The sequence below is a fragment of the Sphingomonas sp. Ant H11 genome, from assembly GCF_000797515.1.
GTDB lineage: Bacteria > Pseudomonadota > Alphaproteobacteria > Sphingomonadales > Sphingomonadaceae > Sphingomonas.
On the sequence record NZ_JSBN01000206.1, the window covers coordinates 15,250 to 37,097 of the forward strand.

18 protein-coding genes and 1 pseudogene are annotated in these 21,848 nt (G+C 64.4%); 9 read left to right on the plus strand and 10 right to left on the minus strand.

Translation table 11 applies throughout. The annotated features are described in order from the left end of the window. Positions 1–55: 55 nt before the first annotated feature. From NW75_RS21645 to NW75_RS28470, 6 genes and pseudogenes are all read right to left on the minus strand, one after another. Positions 56–3,124, minus strand: a complete 3,069-nt coding sequence (locus NW75_RS21645) for a TonB-dependent receptor plug domain-containing protein (protein WP_033967441.1) — start codon at positions 3,122–3,124, stop codon at positions 56–58. 187 nt (positions 3,125–3,311) lie between these two features. Further along, a complete protein-coding gene (locus NW75_RS21650; protein WP_052192578.1) occupies positions 3,312–4,484 on the minus strand; it encodes an MFS transporter in 1,173 nt (390 codons plus the stop codon). A gap of 102 nt (positions 4,485–4,586) precedes the next feature. Beyond that, positions 4,587–6,857: a molybdopterin cofactor-binding domain-containing protein gene (locus NW75_RS21655; RefSeq protein ID WP_033967442.1), complete on the minus strand. Its 2,271-nt coding sequence runs from the start codon at positions 6,855–6,857 to the stop codon at positions 4,587–4,589. Continuing rightward, the gene (locus tag NW75_RS21660) at positions 6,854–7,330 is read right to left on the minus strand and encodes a (2Fe-2S)-binding protein (protein WP_033967443.1); all 477 of its coding nucleotides are present in this window, start codon (positions 7,328–7,330) and stop codon (positions 6,854–6,856) included. Before NW75_RS21660 ends, NW75_RS21655 begins: the two co-directional genes overlap by 4 nt. Further along, positions 7,327–8,103 carry a c-type cytochrome gene (locus tag NW75_RS27065; protein WP_231565374.1) on the minus strand — a complete coding sequence of 259 codons (777 nt, stop codon included), beginning with the start codon at positions 8,101–8,103 and terminating at the stop codon, positions 7,327–7,329. The genes NW75_RS21660 and NW75_RS27065 overlap by 4 nt, the downstream gene beginning before the upstream one ends. A 134-nt stretch (positions 8,104–8,237) precedes the next feature. After that, positions 8,238–8,645, minus strand: a pseudogene (locus NW75_RS28470) (cytochrome c); the annotation flags it as partial. 395 nt (positions 8,646–9,040) lie between these two features. Between NW75_RS28470 and NW75_RS21670 the strand changes: the two are divergent. The 6 genes from NW75_RS21670 (at position 9,041) to NW75_RS21695 (ending at position 13,506) form a co-directional block, all read left to right on the plus strand. Next, positions 9,041–9,637 (plus strand): response regulator transcription factor, encoded by a 597-nt coding sequence (locus NW75_RS21670; protein ID WP_052192585.1) that lies wholly within the window; start codon positions 9,041–9,043, stop codon positions 9,635–9,637. Positions 9,638–9,720: 83 nt separating this feature from the next. Further along, complete coding sequence (locus NW75_RS21675; RefSeq protein ID WP_033967444.1) at positions 9,721–10,095, plus strand: response regulator transcription factor; 375 nt, start codon at positions 9,721–9,723, stop codon at positions 10,093–10,095. Between the two features lie 124 nt (positions 10,096–10,219). Beyond that, on the plus strand, positions 10,220–10,753 hold the full coding sequence (locus NW75_RS21680) for a hypothetical protein (protein WP_156143112.1): 534 nt from the start codon (positions 10,220–10,222) through the stop codon (positions 10,751–10,753). After that, complete coding sequence (locus NW75_RS21685; protein ID WP_033967446.1) at positions 10,750–11,829, plus strand: sensor histidine kinase; 1,080 nt, start codon at positions 10,750–10,752, stop codon at positions 11,827–11,829. The genes NW75_RS21680 and NW75_RS21685 overlap by 4 nt, the downstream gene beginning before the upstream one ends. A gap of 270 nt (positions 11,830–12,099) precedes the next feature. Beyond that, positions 12,100–12,642, plus strand: a complete 543-nt coding sequence (locus NW75_RS21690; RefSeq protein ID WP_231565375.1) for a response regulator transcription factor — start codon at positions 12,100–12,102, stop codon at positions 12,640–12,642. 234 nt (positions 12,643–12,876) lie between these two features. Next, positions 12,877–13,506 carry a response regulator transcription factor gene (locus NW75_RS21695; protein WP_033967447.1) on the plus strand — a complete coding sequence of 210 codons (630 nt, stop codon included), beginning with the start codon at positions 12,877–12,879 and terminating at the stop codon, positions 13,504–13,506. A gap of 56 nt (positions 13,507–13,562) precedes the next feature. Here NW75_RS21695 and NW75_RS21700 read toward each other — a convergent pair whose 3' ends face one another. The 4 genes from NW75_RS21700 to NW75_RS21715 form a co-directional block, all read right to left on the minus strand. Then, a complete protein-coding gene (locus NW75_RS21700) occupies positions 13,563–15,104 on the minus strand; it encodes a DHA2 family efflux MFS transporter permease subunit (RefSeq protein WP_033967448.1) in 1,542 nt (513 codons plus the stop codon). Positions 15,105–15,167: 63 nt separating this feature from the next. Further along, entirely contained in the window at positions 15,168–16,358 is a 1,191-nt protein-coding gene (locus NW75_RS21705; protein WP_231565376.1) for an HlyD family secretion protein, read from the minus strand. After that, positions 16,355–17,491, minus strand: a complete 1,137-nt coding sequence (locus tag NW75_RS21710; protein WP_231565377.1) for an efflux transporter outer membrane subunit — start codon at positions 17,489–17,491, stop codon at positions 16,355–16,357. The genes NW75_RS21705 and NW75_RS21710 overlap by 4 nt, the downstream gene beginning before the upstream one ends. 291 nt (positions 17,492–17,782) lie before the next feature. Next, positions 17,783–18,265, minus strand: coding sequence for a MarR family winged helix-turn-helix transcriptional regulator (locus NW75_RS21715; protein WP_033967449.1), 483 nt, complete (start codon positions 18,263–18,265; stop codon positions 17,783–17,785). 433 nt (positions 18,266–18,698) lie between these two features. Here NW75_RS21715 and NW75_RS21720 point away from each other — a divergent pair, with 433 nt between their 5' ends. The 3 genes from NW75_RS21720 (at position 18,699) to NW75_RS21730 (ending at position 21,834) form a co-directional block, all read left to right on the plus strand. After that, positions 18,699–19,892, plus strand: a complete 1,194-nt coding sequence (locus NW75_RS21720; RefSeq protein ID WP_033967450.1) for an MFS transporter — start codon at positions 18,699–18,701, stop codon at positions 19,890–19,892. Between the two features lie 233 nt (positions 19,893–20,125). Next, the gene (locus NW75_RS21725; RefSeq protein WP_081988873.1) at positions 20,126–21,028 is read left to right on the plus strand and encodes a fatty acid desaturase; all 903 of its coding nucleotides are present in this window, start codon (positions 20,126–20,128) and stop codon (positions 21,026–21,028) included. Beyond that, positions 21,025–21,834 (plus strand): phosphate/phosphite/phosphonate ABC transporter substrate-binding protein, encoded by an 810-nt coding sequence (locus NW75_RS21730; RefSeq protein ID WP_052192580.1) that lies wholly within the window; start codon positions 21,025–21,027, stop codon positions 21,832–21,834. The genes NW75_RS21725 and NW75_RS21730 overlap by 4 nt, the downstream gene beginning before the upstream one ends. The last annotated feature ends 14 nt before the right edge of the window (positions 21,835–21,848 follow it).

Here is a 21,848-nt window from a genome sequence, read left to right on the forward strand (position 1 = left end):
TCATTGGACAAAAGACGCGCATTCCCCGAAAAGCCACACCGCTTTTTTTCGGCGTTCAGATTGCCAGTGCGAGCGTGAACTCGAAACGCCGCCGCCGGGGGTCGCCATAGCCGCTATAACCGCCTTCCTGACTGACCACGGTGGCGGGGCGATGATCCAGCAGGTCCTCAATACCAAAGCGGAGATCGAGCGTCCGCCCGCGCGCCGCGCCCGGATCGAAAGGAATGCGATACGCGACCGCCAAGTCGAGGGTCACGCTCGCCGGAATGCGCGAGCTGCCCTGCCGGGCGGTGAGCCGTGGGTTCAGGGTGGTGGTAAGGGCCGATCCCTGCTCAACGCTGTAAGCGCCGTAATATTGTGCGGCCAGACCCAGCTCCAGCCGCCCCTTAGTCCAGTTTAGCCCGGCATTTCCGCGGAGGGCCAGCGCGCCGTCGATCCGATTGGTCAAATTTTGGAGGGGATAGCCGTTGGCCAGATAATGCCGGTAAAGCGGCTGCCAGGTCCCGGCGAGGAAGACGCCGATATCGCCATGACGGGCACTCCGAAAGGGCAGGTCGATCCGCGCATCGACCGCATCGATCGTGGTCCATCCCACCGTGGTGTAGCTCGTATCGATCTGCGTCACTGCCCCGGCGGTATAGCCCTTCGCCGCGTCCTCCGCGGTTAACGGCAGCCGTGTCACACGGCCGGGATAGCGATCCTCGTAGTACAAGATGACGAGCGCACTCCCAACGGGCCCACCGGCCTCACGGCTGCGGCGAATGTGCGAATAGTCGACCGAAAGCTTGGTCCCGCTCTCGCCAAACGGGTTGGCGACGAACCCGGCCGAAAGCGTCGCGGCGCGCTCGGGCACCAACGGATCCTTGAACACGATCAGTGTGTAGGCCGGTGGGGCGATGATTTGATTGCCGCGTTTCGGATCGATCGCGGCTCCCTGTGCAGAACCCCCGGCAAGTTGCTGCAGCGGTGGAGACGTTTCGCCGGTCGCGAGGCTGGCGCGTAGCAACAGCCTGGACAGCGGGCGCACCTTAACGCCAGCGGTAAAGACCATCACCGGCCGTTCGCTGCCGCGATAGCGCTCATACAGGATTTGGGGGTCGTCTTTCGGGTCGGGCGAGGCATTGACGCGCGTGGCGTCGATGCGGGCTGCGACTTGCACTTCAAGCCCCCGCAACGGTGCAAAACGCGCTTGGTCCGAGACCAGGGGAGCGCGCACTTCGACATAAGCGGAGCGCACACGCTCGGAATATCCCCGGAGCGTGTTGGACAGCGGTAGCCCGAACACCTGGTTCACATAGGTGGTCGGTGCCACGCGCTCGTATCGCTGCTCCGCCAATATCGTCGCGAACAGCGCCCCACCCGGCAAAGCCATGACAGGCCCGCTCAACCGCACCGACAGGTCGCTCATCCGGTTGGTTTGAACCGAGGATACAAAGACGGGAACGGCATTGCTCGCCAGTGCGGCCTGCAATGCTGTGCTGTCGCCAAGCGGATTGATCGCGTCGGGGCTTGGCGATGCAAAGCCGGCCAATTGCAACAAGGCCGTCAGGTTCATCGTCTCCCCGCTCTGCCGCAATTCCTGTCGCGCCGAACCGAGGCTGAGATCGAGATTTGCTTTCCACCCGGCCGGCAGGCCCACGACAGCGCCGACGCTTCCCCGGGTCGTGACGATCCGCTGGCGCGTGGCGCTGTAATACGCGTAGAACGGCAAGCTGAGATCGATGTCCTGCTGGAACGGATTGTTCGGATCCGTCGCGCTCATCTGCACAAAGGCACCATAGGTTGTGCCGCTGACGGCCCCCTTGTCGACCAGCCGAATGAAATCGCCGTAAATTTCAATACCGCCGAACTGATGGCGGATAGTGGCGAGGATGGAACTTGTCTCCTGCGCGACGGTCAGGCTGCGTAGCCTGCCCTCTTCGCTGCTCGACGGCGTGGTGTCGAGCCGACCGGCATTGGCGAGCAGCAGCGCCGCAGTCTGCGCGGCAGAACGGCCGTTCCCGGGCGGCAGGGTGGTGATGAAGCTGCCCAGCGCACCGCCGCCATATTCGGGCTTGAAGGTCAACGGCACGCGCCCGGAACCCGCGATGTTGACCGAATCGGAAACGGGCAGATCGCCATATTCATAGGCTGCGCCAGCGGTGGCGAGGATGCGATCATTCGCTCTCTGCGCGAAGTCCCGGTCCCCAATGTGCAGGGCGCTGCTGCTTGCGCGGCTGAAGGAGACCATAACATCGGTTGCCCCGTGATCGGGGGTGAAGCCGATCCGCGCATCGACCCGGCCTTGCGGGGCGTCCCCACGCTGCGTCACACCACTGGTCACGGTCAACGCGGCTCCGCGATAATCGCGGCGCAGCACCAGGTTGATCACCCCGGCGATCGCACCTGGACCGTAGATACCGCCCGCAGTCGACGTCGCAATTTCTGCACGCTCGATGCTTTCCGGCGACACCGCGTTGACGTCGGACTGGACGAATGTCAGCGTTCGGCCCGGCAATCGCGGCATCGCGCGTCCATCTACCAGGACCAGCGTCTCGTCCGCGCCCAACCCGCGCAAATTGACCGTGGACTGCGGCGACGCCTGCCCCGAGATCGGCGAGTGCATGAACGAGACGCCTCGCGCATCCGCCGACATGCGCTTTCCGATCAGTTCCTCCACCGTCGACGCGTGGGCGCTGCGGATATCGGCGCGCGTCAAGACCTGATACGGCTGGACATCGTTGGTGAAGCGCCGGATGTCGGCATTCTGCGTACGCCTGCCAACCACCACGATCTCCGGAACGGGTGCCGTCGCCGCTTCGGTCTCGCTCTCGGTCGCCTTGACGACGATGTACCCGCCGCCGTTCGTACGCCGCTCGACGAAACCGGTTCCATCGAGCACCGCTTTCAGCGCGTCGTCGATACGATATTTGCCCGACACCGCAGGCGCGCCGGTCGTGCCGATTGCGGCATCGGAAAAAAGCAGCTCAACTTGGTACAGGCGCGCCAGCGTCTGCAGCGCGGCGCGCAACGGCTGGGCCGGCAGGCGGACCTCTTTCACGGGCCGGGGCGACGCGCACGTCATCCCCGGCGTCGCAACAGCGGCGCAAAGGGCAACGATGCCGAAGAGATTCAGATGCCCCATTTTACCCCATTGCCGAACCCGGCTTCACCTTTCTCCCACAAAAGGGAAACACGCTCGACCCGCCACGCCAAGAGAATCGTCGCCGCACACTATTGGTGTGCGCGCGCCGCCGCTCTCCCCACAAGCACGGCGACCAGGCATGCGATCCCACCGACCCCCAGCCCCCAGCGCGGATCGATCGAGTCGATCAGCCCGATGATCGACGCCCCGATCGGGGTCGATCGACGAACGCGGTCGACCACAAGGCGGTCACCCGCCCGCGATATTGTGGCGCGGCTGCCAACTGAATCGTCGCATTGCCCGTCGTGATGAAGGTAATGCTCGCCAGTCCGACGACAAACAGCAGAACGACCGCAATCGTTTGCGTGGGTGCGCACGCTGTCGCAAGCATCGCCGCCCCGTAAAGGGATGCCGCCCGAACCAGCCGCGGCAGACCAAGCTCCGGTCGCAGCATGCAATAGATGCCGCCCACCACCGAGCCCGCGCCGAAGGCACCGAGCAGCCAGCTATAGCTTGCCGCGCCGCCCGCAAGCGACACCTTTGCGAACAGCGGTAGACTAACCTCGAATTCGTAGGTGAACGTACCGATCAATGCCATCATCGCGACCGGCCCGAGAATTTCGGGGACGGTCAGGGCATAGCGAAAACCTTCGAGCAGTTGCCCGGGGGCCGGCGTCACGCGCTGAACCGGATGCAGCGCGGACCGTTGCATCGCCAGCAACGCGGCGAGCACGGCAGCGAAGCTGATCGCGTTGACCAGAAAGCACCAACCGATCCCGACGGTGGTGATCAACAGCGCGGCAACGAGCGGTCCGACCGCGCGACCGACATTGACCATCGTGCTGTTGATGGTGACCGCGTTGCGGATCAGCGGCTTGCCGACCATTTCCGGGATAAAGGCCTGGCGCGCCGGATTGTCGAGCGCGGACAGGCATCCAAACAGAAGCGCGACCACGAACACGACGGTCATGTCGATCCGGTGCGTCAGCACCAAACCCGCCTGAAGCAGCGACAGCGACGCAAGCAGCGACGCGGTCGCCACCAGCAAGCGGCGCTTGCTCATCCGGTCGACCAGCAAGCCCGCATAGGGCGTCAGCAGCAGCACCGGGAGATACCGCGCGGCCGTAGCAAATCCCACTGCGGTCGCCGAGTTGGTCAGTTGCAGCACAAGGATCGCCTGGGCCACGGTCTCGGTCCAGGAGCCGATCAGGCTGATGCCCTGGCCAATGGCGAAATGTCGAAAATTGCGCACCGACAGGGCGGCGAGCGGACCAATCGGGCGGTCCTCCTCCGACGGTGGCGAATTCCGTGGCGCGACCCTACCGTCCGCGCCGACCACGACCAGGCTTGCGTCGCTCACGCCGACCAGGCGTCCAGCGGTCGCCCATATTGGACGATCGCGCAGTCGACCGGCAGTCGGCCGTGCCGATGCCGTTCCGTGCGGGGGTGCGGGCCATTGCCATTACCCCTCGGGCCCGAGTGCAGTCAGGATCGTCGCAGGATCGAGCGGCATGTCGCGCAGGCGCAGCCCCGTTGCATCCGCCAGCGCATTGGCGAGCGCCGCCGATGTCGGCCCCTGTGCCGTTTCGCCGGCACCGAGGAACGGCTGACCGGGTCGATCGAGCACGACCACATCGATCGAGCCGGGTACGTCTTCGAAACGCAGGATCGGATAGGTGCCCCAGTCGAAACTGGTGCGGCGCGATTGGTCATAGGTCACGGCCTCGCGCGTTGCCCAGCTGATCGACTGGATGATCCCGCCTTCGACCTGGTTGGCAATACCGTCGGGACTGCCCGGCTGACCGGCATCGACGGCGGCGACGACGCGGTGGACGATGATGCGGCCGCTCTCCCGCACCAATTCGATTTCCATCGCAATCGCGCAATAGGCACCGATATTCTTGTAGCGCGCAAACGCCATTCCACACCCGCGACGTCCATCGCCCTTGCGCCGAGACCGCCAGCCAAAACGTTCGGCAGCCGCAGCGATGACCGCGCGCGCGCGCGGATCTTCCATATGCGCCAAGCGGAAATCGAGCGGGTCGACGTGCGCGACAAGCGCAAGTTCGTCGAGCATGCTCTCGATCGAAAAGACGTTGAGATGCGCACCCAACGACCGCAGCGCCGAAACGCGCAGCGGCATTTGCGGCACGAAATGATAGATTACGTGCATGTTGCGGAAGCGGTAAAGCGGGTTGGCATTGCGATCGCCATCGCCCTCCGGCATCGGAATTGGCGCGGGAACCTGCGGCGCGAAAGGCGGCACGATTTGTTGCGCGACGGCATAGCCGCCGGGCTGGACCGGCCGATTGTTGTGCGCATTGCTCCACACGTCATACTGCCACGAACTGATCTTGCGGTCGGCACCGAGCGATGCCCGTACCTTGGTGATCATCCCGCAGCCATTCGGCTCCCAGCCAAACTCCTGCTCGCGCATCCACTGCAACCGGATCGGCCGCCCCGGCAGGGCCATCGCGATCAGGGCAGCTTCGGCGGCGACGTCGTCGGCACCATTCTGGCCGTAACACCCGGCCGAAGGGCTGTGAATGCAGCGAACCTGCTCGGGCTTGAGGCCGACCAGCCCGGCAACCGCGCGATGGACGTCGAACACACCCTGGCTGTGCGACCAGATCGTCAGCGCTTTCTCGCCCTTGTCCTCGCGGAGCCACGCGACCGCGCATGACGGCCCGATCGAGCCGTGGCTGATCCACGGGCGGCTATACGATGCGGTGATCATGTGTTCCGTCGGCGATGTGGCGTCATGCGTATCGAGGACGACGATCTCGCGTGACGGCAGGCCGAGCAAGGTCTGCACCCCGTCGACCACGGGTAGCGGTGGCATCGTCCGGACGTAATTGGCCCGCTGCGCCACCCGCATAGCGGTGATTGCTTGCCACTCGCTGGTCGCGACGACCGCGAGAAAGGTGCCATTCTCGACCACGGCGACAACGCCCGGCATCCGGCGCACCGCCGCCAGATCGGGCGTGACGAGGTTGGTGCCATAGCTTGGGCCGCGCATCACCCTTGCATGCAACATGCCGGGCAGCCGCAAATCCTGGACGTAAGCGGCACCGCCGGTCAGCTTGGCGGGGATATCGACGCGTGGATAATTTTTCCCGAGCGTCCGATAGCTCGCGGGGTTGCGCAAGGGCGCGTTCGGGATCGCCTCGACATGTAGCGACACTTTCGCCGCGATCGCCCCATAGGCCAACCGCCGCCCATCGGGAGCGACGACATGGCCGTCTCCCGACGTCGTAAGCTGGTCGACCGGCAAGCTCCAAAGCTGCGCCGCTTGACGAGTCAAAATCATGCGGACGTTCGCGCCTGCATTCAGCAGCGCAGTGCCCCCGTCCATCATCGAATGGCTGCCGGCGGTGAGCCCTTCATCGGGGGTGCGGGCCGTGTCCGCAGTGATGAAGTCGATTTGCGCGGGCCGCAGATCGAGTTCCTCGGCGACGACTTGAAGCAACGCTGTCCGGATGCCCTGCCCCAACTCGGCCTTGCCCGAAAACACCGTGGTCCTCCCGTCAGACGCGATATGGATCCAGCTGTCGAGCTCGGGCGCGATCTTCAGGTCGCCCGGAAGGTCGGGCCGGAGCACCTGGGGGCCGCCGCCGCCTTCACCGCCCCCCGCCAGCGCGAGGCTGCGCGATGCGAAACTGAAGGCGACCAGCAACCCGCCGCCTGCAAGCACGTCGCGACGCGAAGGACGCAAAGGAAGAATTGTACTCATGCCGTATGTCCATCGCGCGGAAGCCCCGCGACGCGGCGAATAGCGCGCAAGATGCGCATGTGCGTTCCGCAGCGACAGAGGTTGGTCTGCATGTGACGGCGGATCTCCGCCTCGTCAGGATGAGGATTGGCATCGAGCAGCGCCTGCGCGCGCATGATCATGCCAGCGATGCAATAGCCGCACTGCGCCGCCTGTTCCTCGGCAAACGCGCGTTGCAACGGACCGGGATGGTCGATCGTGCCCAGCCCCTCCACCGTCCGCACCGCCCGCCCGGCCGCGACTGCGACGGGGGTCACGCAGGAGAAGATCGCCTTGCCATCGAGCTGGACCGTGCACGCACCGCACTGGCCAAGTCCGCAGCCATATTTCGCGCCATCGAGCGCCAATTCGCCCCGCAATACATAAAGCAATGGCGTCGCCGGATCGACCTCCACCTTATGGGTGACGCCGTTGACGGTAAGCGAAATCGTCATTGCGCGGTGCCTTCCTTGCGGGCGCTCTTCACGCGTTTCTCGAGGTCGGCCCACGCCGGCTCGTCCGTATAGCGGGCGCGGGCATAGGCCAGCGTCTGCGCCACTTCGGCATTGCTCAGACTGTCGGCAAAGCTCGGCATTTTGGGGCCGCGGTCGGCGACAGGCGGGGCGATCCCCTGCAACACAGCCTGGATCGCACTGGTCGGATCGGCGTCGCGCAGGCTGGTTGCCAGCGCGAGCGACGGCCGCCCCTGCCCCATCATCGGTGCACCGGGTCCATGACAGCCGGCACAAGCCCCCGCAAAAAGGACGGCACCGGCCGGATTGGTGCCCGCCGCACGGTCGGGCGCGTCGATCGATCGCGCAACGGCGGCGTTGTCCCGTCGTCCCCCGGCCATTTTCGAGGCGATATAGGTGGCGATGGCGCGGACATCGCCCTCGGGCACCTGCGCCAGATCGGCCACGACCGGCCCCATCGGCCCGGCCGCCGCGCTATGTTGCGGCGAGATACCGGTACGAAGATAGGTGAACAGCGCGTCCTTCGTCCATACGATGGCAGCAGGGTTACGCGCATCGAGCGCGGGCGCGCGCCAGCCCTCCGCAACGCCGCCGGCATAGGCCCGCGAACGCTCCTCGGCCCCGGCGAGGTTACGTGGCGTATGGCAAGCCCCGCAATGGCCGAGGCTTTCGGCCAGATAGGCACCGCGATTCCATTCGGCCGATTGCGTGGGATCACCTTTACCGGCCCCTTGTGCAGAAAAAGCAGCTTCCATCCCGCCAGCAACGGGCGGAATCCGAGCGGCGGGATCAGCTTGTTCGGCGGTGCCGGGGCCACCACCGGGTCGCGCGTCATCAGATACGCATAAAGCGCATCAAGGTCGCGATCGGTGGTGTGGGTGAAATGCTCATAGGGCAAGGCCGGGTAGAGATGGCTCCCGTCACGCGCCACGCCGTCTTTCAACGCCCGACGAAAGGCCGCCGCCGACCAATTGCCAATGCCAGTGGCGGGATCGGGCGTAAGATTGTCGGAATACAGCGTGCCGAACGGGGTCGGCAGTGCACGGCCACCGGCGAACGGCCGTCCGCCATCCGCGGTGTGACACACCGCGCAATCCCCGATTCTGGCCAGAATTGCGCCGCGCGCGATCTCGGTCTGCGCGAAACTTGCGCGTGGAGGAACGGCAATCGGCGCGATTGCTGGCCGCCAACTCGCGGCCAGCGCGCCCAGAACGCCAATCAATCCCAAGACCGCGACGATCAGGAGATTGCGTCGGGTGATCAGACGCCGAGCATTAGCCACGGGACGACACCGCATTCAATCTGGTGGTCACTGCCTCAATCCGCAGGCGCTTGTGTCGCAGCGACATAACGGTCTCCCAGCGGTGTTATGCGACGTCCAGCCTAAGTGCGTCGCGCCTGCTTGGGCGATATCAGGCCGCCCGGTCGATCATCCTTTCGTATGGGATTGCCAGACTTGGGTTTGCTGGCAGAATCGCACGCGCCTGCATAAGCAGGTGTACCGCGCGGTAGCGCGGGGACAGCCGCGCAAGCCCAAAGGGCGATACGGCCGCGCTTCGAGCGATATTACGGCGACACTCGCGCCGGGTCTGACTTCGGGCGCGCGCACGACGCGACATCTTGGAAGGGGGGCGAGTGTCACAAGGCGAGCAGGCAGGCGGCGAAGCGCCAGGCTATCTGGCACCGACCGTGATGATTGTCGACGATGACACAATGGTGCGGGGAGCAATGGATTCCCTGTTTCGCTCGATCGGTCTGCAAACCCTGCTGTTCGATTCCGCGCAAGCGTTGCTCGATCATCCCCTCCCCGCAGGTCCTTCATGTCTGGTGGTGGATGTCCGTTTGCCCCGGATGAGCGGCATGGAAATCCAGGCCAAGCTCGCCGAACGCGGCGACCGCGCGCCCATCATTTTTATGAGTGGCCATGGTGATATCGCGATGAGCGTCCGCGCGATGAAGGCCGGTGCCGTCGATTTTCTCGCCAAGCCGTTCCGTGATCAGGACATCATAGACGCCGTGCTCGCCGCACTCGACCGTGATCGCGATCGCTTGGCAACCGAGGGCGCGCTGGAGGCCGCAAGCAGGCGGCACGCTGCACTGACGCGCCGCGAGACAGAAGTGATGGCGCTGGTGGTCGCGGGCCTGATGAACAAACAGATCGCGTCCGAACTGGGCATCAGTGAAATCACAGTAAAGATGCATCGTGGCACCATGATGAAAAAGATGGGCGTTCGCACCGTCGCCGATCTCGTGCGGATCGCAGCGATTGTGAATCGCCGCCCCCCGTGATTCCCAGACCTCTGTATGATGTTCTGATGCGATTTTACGGTGTAGAGAGCGAACGACGCACAGGGCTGCGATCAGGAGCGTCAATGGACCCGGAAGCACGGACTGTGGCAATCGTCGAGGACGACGATTTAGTCCGCTCCGCAACCGTTAGCCTGGTGCGCTCGCTTGGGCTTCAAGTCGCGCCTTACAGGTCGGCGCTCGAGTTCCTCGACGCTCCACCCGAATCGCTTGGCTGCATCCTTTCGGATTTTCATATGCCTGGCATGTCCGGCCTTGAATTTCACGAGACCCTTCGCGCGCGCGGAGACCGCATTCCCTTCATCCTGATCACCGCCTATCCGACCGAGCAAATCCGGGAGCGTGCAAACGAGGGGGGCATCCTTTGCCTCCTCGAAAAGCCTGGAACGACGGAAAGTCTAGTCGCATGCCTGAGCCAGATTTTCGGCCCCCTTGGCTGACCGCGCGCGGGACACGCATCCGCTGCAAACAAAAGTTCCTGCGCGCCCACCCTTTCGAGGGTATCGGGCGACGCCCACGGACCACTAATGTAGCCAGATTGGGGACACTATAAGGACGTCGACCGTGACAAAGTACCGTCCGGCAAGCGCGCTTGAGGGTCGCATCGCTTCAGGCTGGAGCTTGGTAATCAGTGCAGCGCTGACCGCTGCCATTTTCGCAGCCGATACGATTTTCATCATATCACCTGCTTTGTCCGTCCTTTACATTCTGCCGCTGCTCATCCTTGGCAATAGCGGAGCGCGGGCGCTGGTTGCGCACTTTGCGGCGATCTGCATCGGTCTCGCCATAACCGCCTTTGTCCTGGGCCTGCCGCTCAGCTTCGGGCCGATGGCCTTGCCGAACCTCGCAATCGGGATCATCGCGATTTCGGTAACAGCCCGACAACTCATTCGGTCCGAACGCCTGCAACGGCAGTTGGCGGCCGACGAGCGACGCTATCGCGGTGTCTTTAACAGCATGGCGGTCGCCATTTGGGAGTGCGACTTGCGGCCAATTGAAACGGCCGTTTCCGATTTGCAGGCGCGCGGTGTGCGCAATATACGCCAGCACCTCGCCCATCACTCCGACCTTGTCGCGACCTGCGCCGGAGGGTCTTGATCACCGACGTCAACGATACCGCGCTGCGAATGATCGGCGTGCCGGACAAGCAAGCGTTTCTGCGGCAACTCGACGACTTCCTCGTCGACAGCGACGAGGCGTTCATTTCCTGCATCACCGCGATCTCCGAGCAGCAGCCGTTGTTTCAAACCCAAACCCGCGTGCGAACCGCCAAGGGGGAGGAACTGGATGTCTTGATGGCCTTTGGTCTCGAGGGCAGTTCACCGCTCGAGCGCGTGGTCGTCAGCCTGTTCAACATGACCGAGCAGAACCGCCTCGCTCGCCTCATCGCCGAAAATAAGGAGCAGCTTGCCCGCGCCCAGCAGAGCGCGGCACTTGGCCAGATGTCCGCCTCGATCGCACACGAGATTGAGCAACCGCTTACCGCGATTCAAACAAGCCTCGACGCCGCAACGCGGTGGCTCCGGCGCGACCCGATCGCGGTCGGCGAAGTCAACGCCTCGATCCAGACCGGGCTGCACGCAACACAGCGCGCGATGGACGTCATCCGCCGCATCCGCGCCTTGATCATTGGTAATACCGAAACCGAATCCAGTGCCCTGGAAATCGATGCGCTTGTCGAAGAGGCAACGACGCTGATCGAGACCGATATCATCAACAGCGGAACGCGGGTGGTGCATGTGTTGAATGCCCGCACGGTGCTCCACGCCGATCGTATCCTGTTGCAGCAGGTGGTGGTCAATCTCGTTCGAAACGCAGTGCAGGCCATGGCCCAAACGCCCCCGGACGAGCGCCGAATTTTGATCGAAACGATGGTCGTTGAGGACGTTGTCCGCCTGAAAATTACCGATTGCGGCCCCGGCTGGCCCCCGGAAATTCTGGCCGAGGCTTTTGCGGCATTCCGCTCGACCAAACCCGGCGGGATGGGCATTGGCCTTTCTGTCTGTCGTACGATCATCGAGGCCCATGGTGGATCGATCAGCTTGCGCGACGCCGAAACGGGCGGCGCTACGGTCGAAATTATGTTGCCTGCGAGCCAGCCTGCGGCGAACGCGGCATCGCTCAGCAGCGATTTGCGGATGCAGATCCGCAAGAACGTAGCAAGCGCGCGCTGAAGGACAAAGGACACGCGACCCTGGCATCATTTGCGCCTTTGCGCGGTCGCCAACGAAAGGATGGTGCCGATCGACGGGGCAGGTTCGCCCTGGCCAGCGTCACGCGGTGCGCCACCCCGGATGACCTCCGGCGGCCCCCTTGCGCGCGCTCATCATACAAAGGTCTGGCACCCGCACCTGCATGGATAGCTGGCGAGCAAGCTTTTTCGGACTAGGCCATGGACTGCGGGCATTTCCCGCTCGGCTAACGGTCCATTGGTGGGAAAAATCATGATAGACGCAACCGCTACACAGGCCGTCGGACCGATCTGCGTCCTTGATGACGACAGCGACGTGCGCGCGGCCATGGATAGCCTGCTGCGGTCAGTCGGATTTACGGTGCTCACCTTCGAAACGCCCGACCAATATCTGACATGCAGCCGCGCGGACGAGGCGGCCTGTCTGCTGCTGGACGTCCGCCTTAACGGTTTGAACGGGCTCGATTTCCAGCAAGAGCTTCTCGACCGTCATATCCATGTCCCGATCATTCTGATGACCGGGCACGGCGACATTCAGATGACAGTGCGCGGGATGAAAGCCGGGGCGGTCAATTTCCTGACGAAGCCATGCAATGACGACGACATACTCGCCGCCATCGCCGAGGCCGTCGCCCTCAACCAGGCCCGTCGGGCGGCTCATGGCAGGGACGACCACACCCGCCGATTGTATAATGGTCTGACCCCGCGCGAACGGGAGGTCATGAGCCTGGTAACTGCGGGCCTTTTTGAACAAGCAGGTCGCGGGACGACTGAACGTCAGCGAAATTACGGTTAAGATCCACCGGGGCAACATGATGCGCAAGATGCATGCCCAATCGCTGGCCGACCTGGTACGGATGGCGGAAACGCTGGGCGTGCGCGAAGTGACTGCAGCGCGGTTTGCCGCATATGGTTGACGAACACGGCACCTCCGCTTGTACCCGCTCAGGCCATCGGTGGGCGAGCGCGTGGCGAAGTTGTGCGCGAGTTCCGCCTAGTGTCTGCAATTTCGACAGGGCATAGCACGGTTGTGACGGATATATCGCCCATCAGAGTTCTGGTCGCGGACGACCATTCGTTTCTCCGCGAGGGCATTCGCGCGGTTATCGAGACCCAGCCCGGCCTCGTTGTCGTGGCGGAAGCGTCGAACGGATATGAGGCGATCAACCAATATCGCGAGCATCTTCCCGACGTCGTTCTCATGGATCTACAGATGCCCAAGTTGAACGGCGTCGATGCCATTGCCGGAATTCGCCAGGAATGGCCGGACGCACGGATTGTGGTTCTCACCACCAGTGCGGGCGACGCCCAGGCGCTTCGCGCGTTGCGCGCAGGCGCGGCTGGCTACCTGCTCAAAAACAGCCTTCGCAACGAACTGATCGATACGATCAAGTCCGTTCGGCGCGGTGGAAAACATCTGGACCCGCAGGTTGCGGCGGGGATGTCGCTCCAAGTCGCTGGAGACGCTCTGAGTGAAAGGGAGACCACCGTGCTGTCGCTGGCCGCGAACGGCAACTCCAATCGCCAGATCGCCAACCGGCTAGGGCTCACCGAAGTGACGGTAAAAAGCTATATGAAAACGATCTTTTTGAAGCTCTCCGCTTCGGACAGGACCCACGCCGTCACGATCGCGGCAAAACGCGGCATTATCGAACTTTAAATCGGCGGAGCCGAACGGGAGCGCATATCCGGTTCGCGCGCCCGGTCGGTGCCGTATTAATCCGCCGCCACGACATGCGTGCTCGGTGCCGGACGTCGCGTCATCCAGATCACGCCGATCATAACCAGCGCCATCCAGCCACAGATCCAGAACAATTCCAGCGAGGAGAGCAGGTAGGACTGGTTGACGATTTGGCGCATCACCGAGCCAGCCGCCTGCTGCTGGGTCATGCCGGCGGCTTGCAACTGATCGGTGATGTGCCGGTACGTCGGCGAATAGTCGGTACCGACCTCGGTCAGCCGAGTCTGATGGAGCGCTTCGCGGCGATCCCAATAGGTGGTGATGATCGACGCCGCGAAACTGCCCGCAGTGATACGCGCAAAGTTGGAAATTCCGCTCGCCGACGGCACGCGCTCGCCCGGCAATCCGTCGAACGACAGCGTGACCAACGGCACGAAGAACATGCTCATCGCCAGCCCCTGCAATAGCAGCGGGAACATAAGCGTCCAGAAGCTCGCATCGGGGGTATATTGCGAACGCAGGAAATAGGATCCCGCAAAAGCGAGGAACGCCATCGTCGCGAGCCAGCGCGTATCGATCTTGAGCCGCCCGACGAACGGCGTCGCGATGACCGCGACGATGCCGCTCGGTGCCGCGACAAACCCAGCCCAGGTCGCAGTGTAGCCCATCTGCTCCTGCAGCCAGAGCGGCAGCAGCAGGTTGTTGGCGAAGAACAGCGCATAGCCGAGGCACAGCGCCAGCGTTCCGAACGCGAAATTGCGCCGTCGGAACAAGCTGAGATCGACCGCCGGATTGCCATCCGTGATCTCCCAAATGACCCAGGCCACAAAGCCGACCAGCGCGCATACCGTCAGCACGACGATCAGCGGGTTGTTGAACCAGTCGCGATCCTTGCCGAGATCGAGCATCGTTTGCAGGCTGAACACCCAGAAGGCGAGCAGCATCAGCCCGACCGTGTCGATCGGCAGCTTGCGCGTCGGCGTCTCGCGGGTCGAGAGCGAGCGCCACGAGATCAGCGCGCAAACGATCCCGACGGGGACGTTGATCAAGAAGATCCAGCCCCAATGGTAATTGTCCGAAATGTACCCGCCCAGCACCGGCCCCAGCACGGGCGCGGTCAGCGTCGTCATTGACCAGATGCTGAGCGCGGTACCGCGCTTATGGGCGGGGAAGATCGCGATCAGCAGCGCCTGGCTGCCCGGGATCATCGGCCCAGACACGGCTCCCTGCAGGATGCGAAAGCCGATCAGCGAAGGCAGATCCCACGCCAGACCGCACAGGAGCGAGGCGATCGTGAACAACACGACCGAGGCGGTGAACGTGCGTACCACGCCAAAGCGCTGCATCAGCCAGCCGGTAAGGGGCACCGTGACGCCATTGGCGACCGCGAAGGAGGTGATCACCCACGTCCCGTTATCGGTCGACACGCCAAGATTGCCCGCAATCGTCGGCAGCGACACGTTGGCGATCGTGCCGTCGAGCACCTGCATGAACGTGCCGAGCGCCAGCGCCAGCGACGTGATCGCCAGCGTCGCGCCGCGCAGCGGGACCGCCCCCGCGCCGGCGGTTGCGCTCACCGGTCGCGTCCGAGATTCTGCGCGATGATCCGGCGAATCTGCGCATCGACCTCTGGACCACCGTCAAGGCTTTGCTGCACGCCCCCCCGCCGGCGCCGCGCTGCCAGCGACCATCGGCCCGGACAGGTTGCTCGTCGCAACCACGGCATTGACCGAGAGCCCGATCCTGAGCGGATGCGCACGCAATTCGGCGGGATCCAGCGCGATGCGCACCGGCACACGCTGCACGATCTTGATCCAGTTGCCGGAGGCATTTTGCGGCGGCAGCAGCGAGAAAGCGTTGCCGCTGCCCGCACCGAGGCCAAGCACCTTGCCGTGGAAGATCACACCCTTGCCATACACATCGGCGGTGACCGTAACGGGCTGCCCGACCCGGAGATGCTGGAGCTGCGTCTCGCGGAAATTGGCGTCCACCCACACGCTGTCGAGCGGCACCACCGCCATCAGCGGGGTGCCCGCCGCTACGCGCTGGCCGAGCTGGACGGTGCGCTGTGCCACGATCCCCGTGACGGGCGCGACGATCTTCATATGGCTGGCGTCGATCGCCGCACGCCGCATGTCGGCGATCGCTGCCAGCACTTGTGGGTTGTTGGCGATATCGGTGCCGGCGATCGTGCTGGCGGCCTGCGCTTGCTTGGCGCGGGCCAGGGCAAGCGCCGCGCGAGCGGTCGTCACCGCATCCGCCGCATGCGCCAGTTCTTCCCCGGAGACCGCCCCATCGCGCGCGGCACCCTGGCGGCGCGTATAGTCATTCTGCGCGCGCGACAGATCGGCCTCGGCTTGCCCGATTTCGGCACCGGCTTCGTCGACTTGCGCGTAGCCCGCCCGCACCGCGCGGACGGCACGCCCGAGCGCCGCCTCGGCAGCGTCCATCTGGACAGCGGTGGTTGCAGGATCGAGATCGATCAACGGCTGACCGCGCTTGACCGACTGGGTATTGTCGGCGTGCAGCGCCAGCACCGTGCCACCGTCGCGCGCAGTGACCGCAACGACATTGCCCGCGACATAGGCATCATCGGTTGCCTCGGTCGCCGGCGCGGTGAAGACGCTGAGCGCGTATAGCGCGAGCCCGACCAGCACGATCAGCGCGAGTACGGCAAAACCGATCCGCCGCGTGCGCGAACGGCGGGCAATCGCGGGGTCGACAGGCGCGGGCGCAGGTTCGGCGGCGATCGGTTCAGGGCCAACGATCGGATCGACAGATTCGGCCGTTTCGGCCTGGCGCTTCCAGTCGGCGGGGGTCTGGTCGTTCATGAGGGCATGTCCGCATGGGCCGCAGCAAGCGGCGGGGAGGATTGAAACCCACCGCCGAGTGCGGCGATGAGCTGGATGCGATGCGTGAGGGCGTCGGACTGGAGCGAGACCAAGGCTTGCTCGGCTTCGAGCAAGCGGAAACCCGCATCGATCGTGTCGAGTTGCGACCCGAGTCCGGTGGAGACGCGGACCTGGTTGAGCCGGACCGTCTCGCGCAAGCCCGCCACAACGCGCCGCTGTTCAGCGGTGTCCTGGTCGGACGCGCGGACATGCGTCAACGCATCGGCCGAATCGCGCACCGCGCCGAGCACGGCGTCGTCATAAGCGGCAACCGCTTCGTCGAGTGCCGCCGTCGCGCCGCGATACTGCGCCTTTAGCTTGCCGCCCTCAAAGATGGGCACGTGGATCGCCGGGCCCGCGCCATAGGTGCGCGCGCCCAGATCGAAGAAGCTGCCAAGGCCAAGTGCAGCAAAACCCGCCAGCGCCTGGATGCTGACATTGGGCAGGAAGTCCGCGCGCGCCACCCGCCGTCCAGCCGCGGCGGAGTCGATCCGCGCTTGTCCGGCGAGAAGATCAGGACGCCGCCCGAGCAGATCGGCGGGGAGCGTCTCGGGCACGACCGGTGGGGTGTCGAAGGCGAGCTTGGGGCTGGCGATCTGCGGGTAGAAATCGGCCCCCCGCCCGACCAGCGCAGCGATCGCATGGACCAGCAACTCCCGCTGCGAAACCGCCCGCGTGCGCGCTTGCTCGGCCTCGGCGAGCAGCGTTTCCGCTTGCCGCAATTCGAACTGGCTGGCGAGCTTGTTGTGGATCCGCGAATTGACGAAGCCCAACGCCTGCCGCCGTGTCGCGACGAAACTGTCGGCGACGCCGATCAACCGCTCGGCCCGCGCCAGGCCGATATAGGCCTGCGCAATCGAGGTCGACACCATCAGCCGGGCTGCGGCGGCATCGAGCGCTGCGGCAGCGACATCGGCACGCGCACCGACCACCAACGCACGCTGACGCCCAAACAGATCGAGGTTCCAGTTGAGGTTCGCCTGCACCGTCGACATCGGATAGGCATTGCCCGCGTAAGGCGGCGGATACAGCGAACGTTCGGGAAAAACGTTGGTAGAGCGACTGGCCGTCAACGGTGACCTGCGGCAACTGGTCGGCGCGCCGCACTCCCAGCGTCGCCTCCGCGCTTCGCGCCCGCGCCAGCGCGCGGTCGAGCGTCGGATTGGCGGCAAGCCCCATCGCGACCAGCGAGTCGAGCTGCGGGTCCTGGAACACGGTCCACCAATCGGGCGCAATCGTCGCACCTTGCGCCGAAAGACCGAGGGTAGCGGCCTGAAGCTGCGCGACCTGCGGCGCATCGTGGGGGACCGCAGCGCACGACGCAAGCAGCAGCGCGCCGAGCGACGCCAGGCCAGTTGCGCGCTTCATGCTTCGCGCTCCACCGGCGGCAGATCGCCCGCAACACGTTCGGCTGCGGCAAGCAGCTTGACCAACATCGCGACCATGTCCGCAGCTTCCTGCTGCGAATAATCGGCGACCACTTCGTTCCACGCATTGACGATAAGCGGCTGCAACGCGAACACCTTCTCGCGGCCGGCAGGCGTTACCATCAGCCGGACGACGCGGCGGTCGGCATCGCCACGATCGCGCTCGAGCAGGCTGCGTGCCTCCAGCACATCGATCAGCCGCGTCGCCGCGCCGGTCGTGATGCCCAATTCGCGCGCCAATTGCCCGGGATTGCCGACAATGCCTTCGGCCACCGTCCGCAACGCGATCCACTGCTGATAGCTCAGATCATGGTCACCAAGCTTGGATTCGACGAACGCCGACATGACCTTGTCAAGGCGACGCAGCATCCGGCCCGGTGCCCGGCTTGCGGCGCAATCGTCCACACTGAAAACGGCCATTGCTTCACCTTCATTATCTGCCCGTGCAGATATATAGCAGGAAGGGGATTACAAGGAATAAGTTGTCGCGCTGGCACAAATGCCCGCATCCCGGCTGCGGCGTGACGACGGGCGCGAGGGGAAAAAACGCCTCACGGGATGGACGGTCGCGAACACCTCCAGCGCCTGGGCGCGGTCCGCCCCCATCCCGCCTTTACAACGCTATCCAAAATCTTTCGCGCCGGGCGCGCGGAATAAGTCAATGCCAGACAATCCATTTGTGCCCCGACATAGCAAGTAGAGATGTGGATATGGATGTTCGCCAACCTGGAGTATCGCGGCCGCGCGTCACCGTGCCTGGCTTCGGCCCCGTATCGCCCCCTCCGCACACCCCCCATCGCCAGCAGGGCGGCTTCGCTCGCCTGATCCCCGCACGCGTTCGAGGACTCGATCGATGAAGCTCAATCCCGGCCTCCTTGCCCTTGCCGTCGGCGCTTTCGGAATCGGCGTCACCGAATTTGCCCCCATGGGGCTTTTGCCCGTCATCGCGAATGATCTTCGCGTGTCGATACCGACCGCCGGGTTATTGATCAGCGCTTATGCATTGGGCGTGGTAATCGGCGCGCCGCTGATGACGTTGACGACGGGCCGTGTGCCACGGCGGACATTGCTGATCGCACTGGCCGGTATCTTCACCCTTGGCAATTTGCTGGCGGCAGTATCGACCGGGTACGCCATGCTGATGGCCGCACGGGTGCTGACCTCATTCAATCACGGCGCATTCTTCGGTGTCGGCTCGGTCGTCGCCGCAAGTCTCGTGCCGGCCGAGCGCCGCGCCGGAGCGGTCGCGGCGATGTTCATGGGGCTCACGATCGCCAACATCGTCGGCGTGCCGCTCGCGACCTGGGCGGGCGATCATCTCGGGTGGCGCACATCCTTCTGGGGGATTACCGCGCTGGGTGTCACGACAATGGCCGCATTGCGGCTCACCCTGCCGGTATTGCCTGCCCCCAAGGACGCCAATGCCATGGCCGAGCTACGCGTCTTGACGCGCGGACCGGTGCTTGCCGCACTTGCCCTGACCGTGGTCGGGGCGAGCGCGATGTTCACCGTCTTCACCTACATCACGCCGATCCTGCGCCAAATGACGCACGCGTCGCTCGGCTTCGTTACCGCGATGCTGGTGACGTACGGCGTGGGGCTGACCATCGGTAACTGGCTCGGCGGCCGCTTTGCCGATCGCTCGGTCGATCGGACGCTGATCGTAACGCTGGCGTCGCTGACGGTGATCCTGGTCGCTTTTGCGATGCTGATGTCGTTTGCGGTGCCGACTGCAATTCTCGTCTTTCTATGGGGCATTGCGAGCTTCGCTCTGATCCCGCCCCTGCAGATCCGGGTGATGCATGCCGCCTCGGACGCTCCCAACCTCGCCTCGGCGATGAACATCGGCGCGTTCAACCTGGGCAACGCGATCGGCGCAGCGGCGGGCGGCGGGGTCATTGCGGCCGGTATCGGCTATCCCGCCGTGGCGCTTACCGGTGCCGTTGCCTCTGCACTTGGCTTGGTCGCCGTGATCGTCAGCGTCCGGCGGGCGACGGCAACCCGTGCGCCTTTAGTGCAGACGATATCCGAGGCGGTATCGTCCTGACAATCTAGCGCGTTAACACAACCATCCGCGTAGCCCGCGCAGGCGTTGCCAATATTGCTGCGCCCGGGGTCGGTCGGAGCTTGCCGTCCACCCCTCCCCCGGCCCGACACCGGAGGGGCAGATGACAAAAGCAAAACTTGGCAAAGGCCAAGATCGGCAGCGTTGTATATCCTACTACTTTGATAGAGTTTTAGGATATACGTTCTGGAGCGGGATTTTACATCTCCATGCCAATGCCCCTTACCCCCGGAACCGTGGAGGCGCGCCACGGCTTCGACTGGCCTACCGCGTTGGTGGCGGGGACGATCTATGGTGCCTGGAGCGCCCTCACTCTCTGGCATGACGCGTTGCCATTGCCCGTTCTGTTGCTGTTGGGCGGCTGGATCGTGGCATGGCACGGCTCGCTCCAGCACGAAACGATTCACGGGCATCCGACCTCTATCCCCGCGATCAATCAGGCAATCGGCTTCGTGCCATTGAGCCTGTGGCTCCCCTATGCATGCTATCGGCGAAGCCACATCGCGCATCACGCCAGCCCCGCAATCACCGACCCGCTCGCAGACCCTGAATCGCGCTATGTCGATCGACATCGGGGCGTTGCCTGGTTGGCGGCACGGCTGCAGTCGACCTTGTTCGGACACATGCTGATCGGGCCGCCGATTGCGATCGTGCGGTTCCTGATCGACGAGGGACGCCGAGCCGCGTTGGATCCGGGCGCAGTGTTGCGCGACTGGGTGCCACATCTGGGGGCGGTCATGCTCTTGCTGGCGTGGCTCGACTGGGTCGGTCTCGGTCTTGCGAGCTATTGTGCGTGTTTCGTCTATCCCGGCATGGCGCTCACCGCGTTGCGCAGCCACGCCGAGCACCGCGCGGACCTGACCACACCCAGCCGGGCGGCAACTGTCGAGCGTGGCGGTCTTTTGGCGTTGCTTTTCCTAAACAACAATCTGCACGCAGCGCATCACGCGCGGCCCGGCCTCGCCTGGTATCGCCTGCCCGCCTATCACCGCCGGAACCGCAGCCAGCTGATCCCGCCGGGCGCGGTCGTCTATGATGGTTATGGCCAGATCCTGCGCCGCTTCGCGCTCCGTTCGCACGACGCGCCGCTCCACCCCACCCATCGCACGTCCGTATGAAGCAGCGCGTCGCCTCGCTCGGCATGTACGATCATGGGCCGCAGCAAGCCACAAACGATCGCCTGTGGAACGAGATTGCCCGCATTCTGGGCGCGCGCGGGATCAAAGGGGTACCGCGCCACCTCGATCGCAGCCGCACCGTCCAAACGCTATGGCATGATCCTGATCTGTTATTCGGCCAGATTTGCGGATTTCCGCTGATTTCCGATCCGTCGCTGAAGCTGCGCGTCCTTGCGACCCCGGTCTATGATACCCCGGCCTCCGGCCTCGGTTTGCACCGCAGCTTCCTGGTCGCCCGCCACGACGACGCGCCGACGCTCCCGGCCTATCGTGGTCGCGCCGCCGCGATCAACGGCACGGACTCCAACACCGGCATGAATCTGTTTCGCGCGATCGTCGCGCCGCTGGCCGATGGCGGCCGCTTCTTCGGCACCGTTCTCCAGACCGGATCGCATCGGGAGAGTGTCGCAGCGATCGTGCGCGGCGATGCCGACATCGCCGCCATCGACAGCGTCACCTTTGCTGCGGTGAAACGCGATAGCCCGGAGCAAATCGACGCGTTGCGTATCCTCGCCACCACTGCGGAAAGCGCCACGCCGCCCTTCGTCACGTCGCGCACCACCCCGATCGAAGCGGTCGCCGCGCTGCGCCTTGCACTCGCGCAGGTCGTCGCCGATCCCGGCCTCGCCGCTGCGCGCGACGCACTCTTCCTGCGCGATATCATCACCGGCGGCACCGAACGCTATGCGCCACTGCGCTCGCTTGAGATCGAAGCGGTGGTGGCCGGCTATCCCGAATTGCTCTGATCAAAGGATCTCTC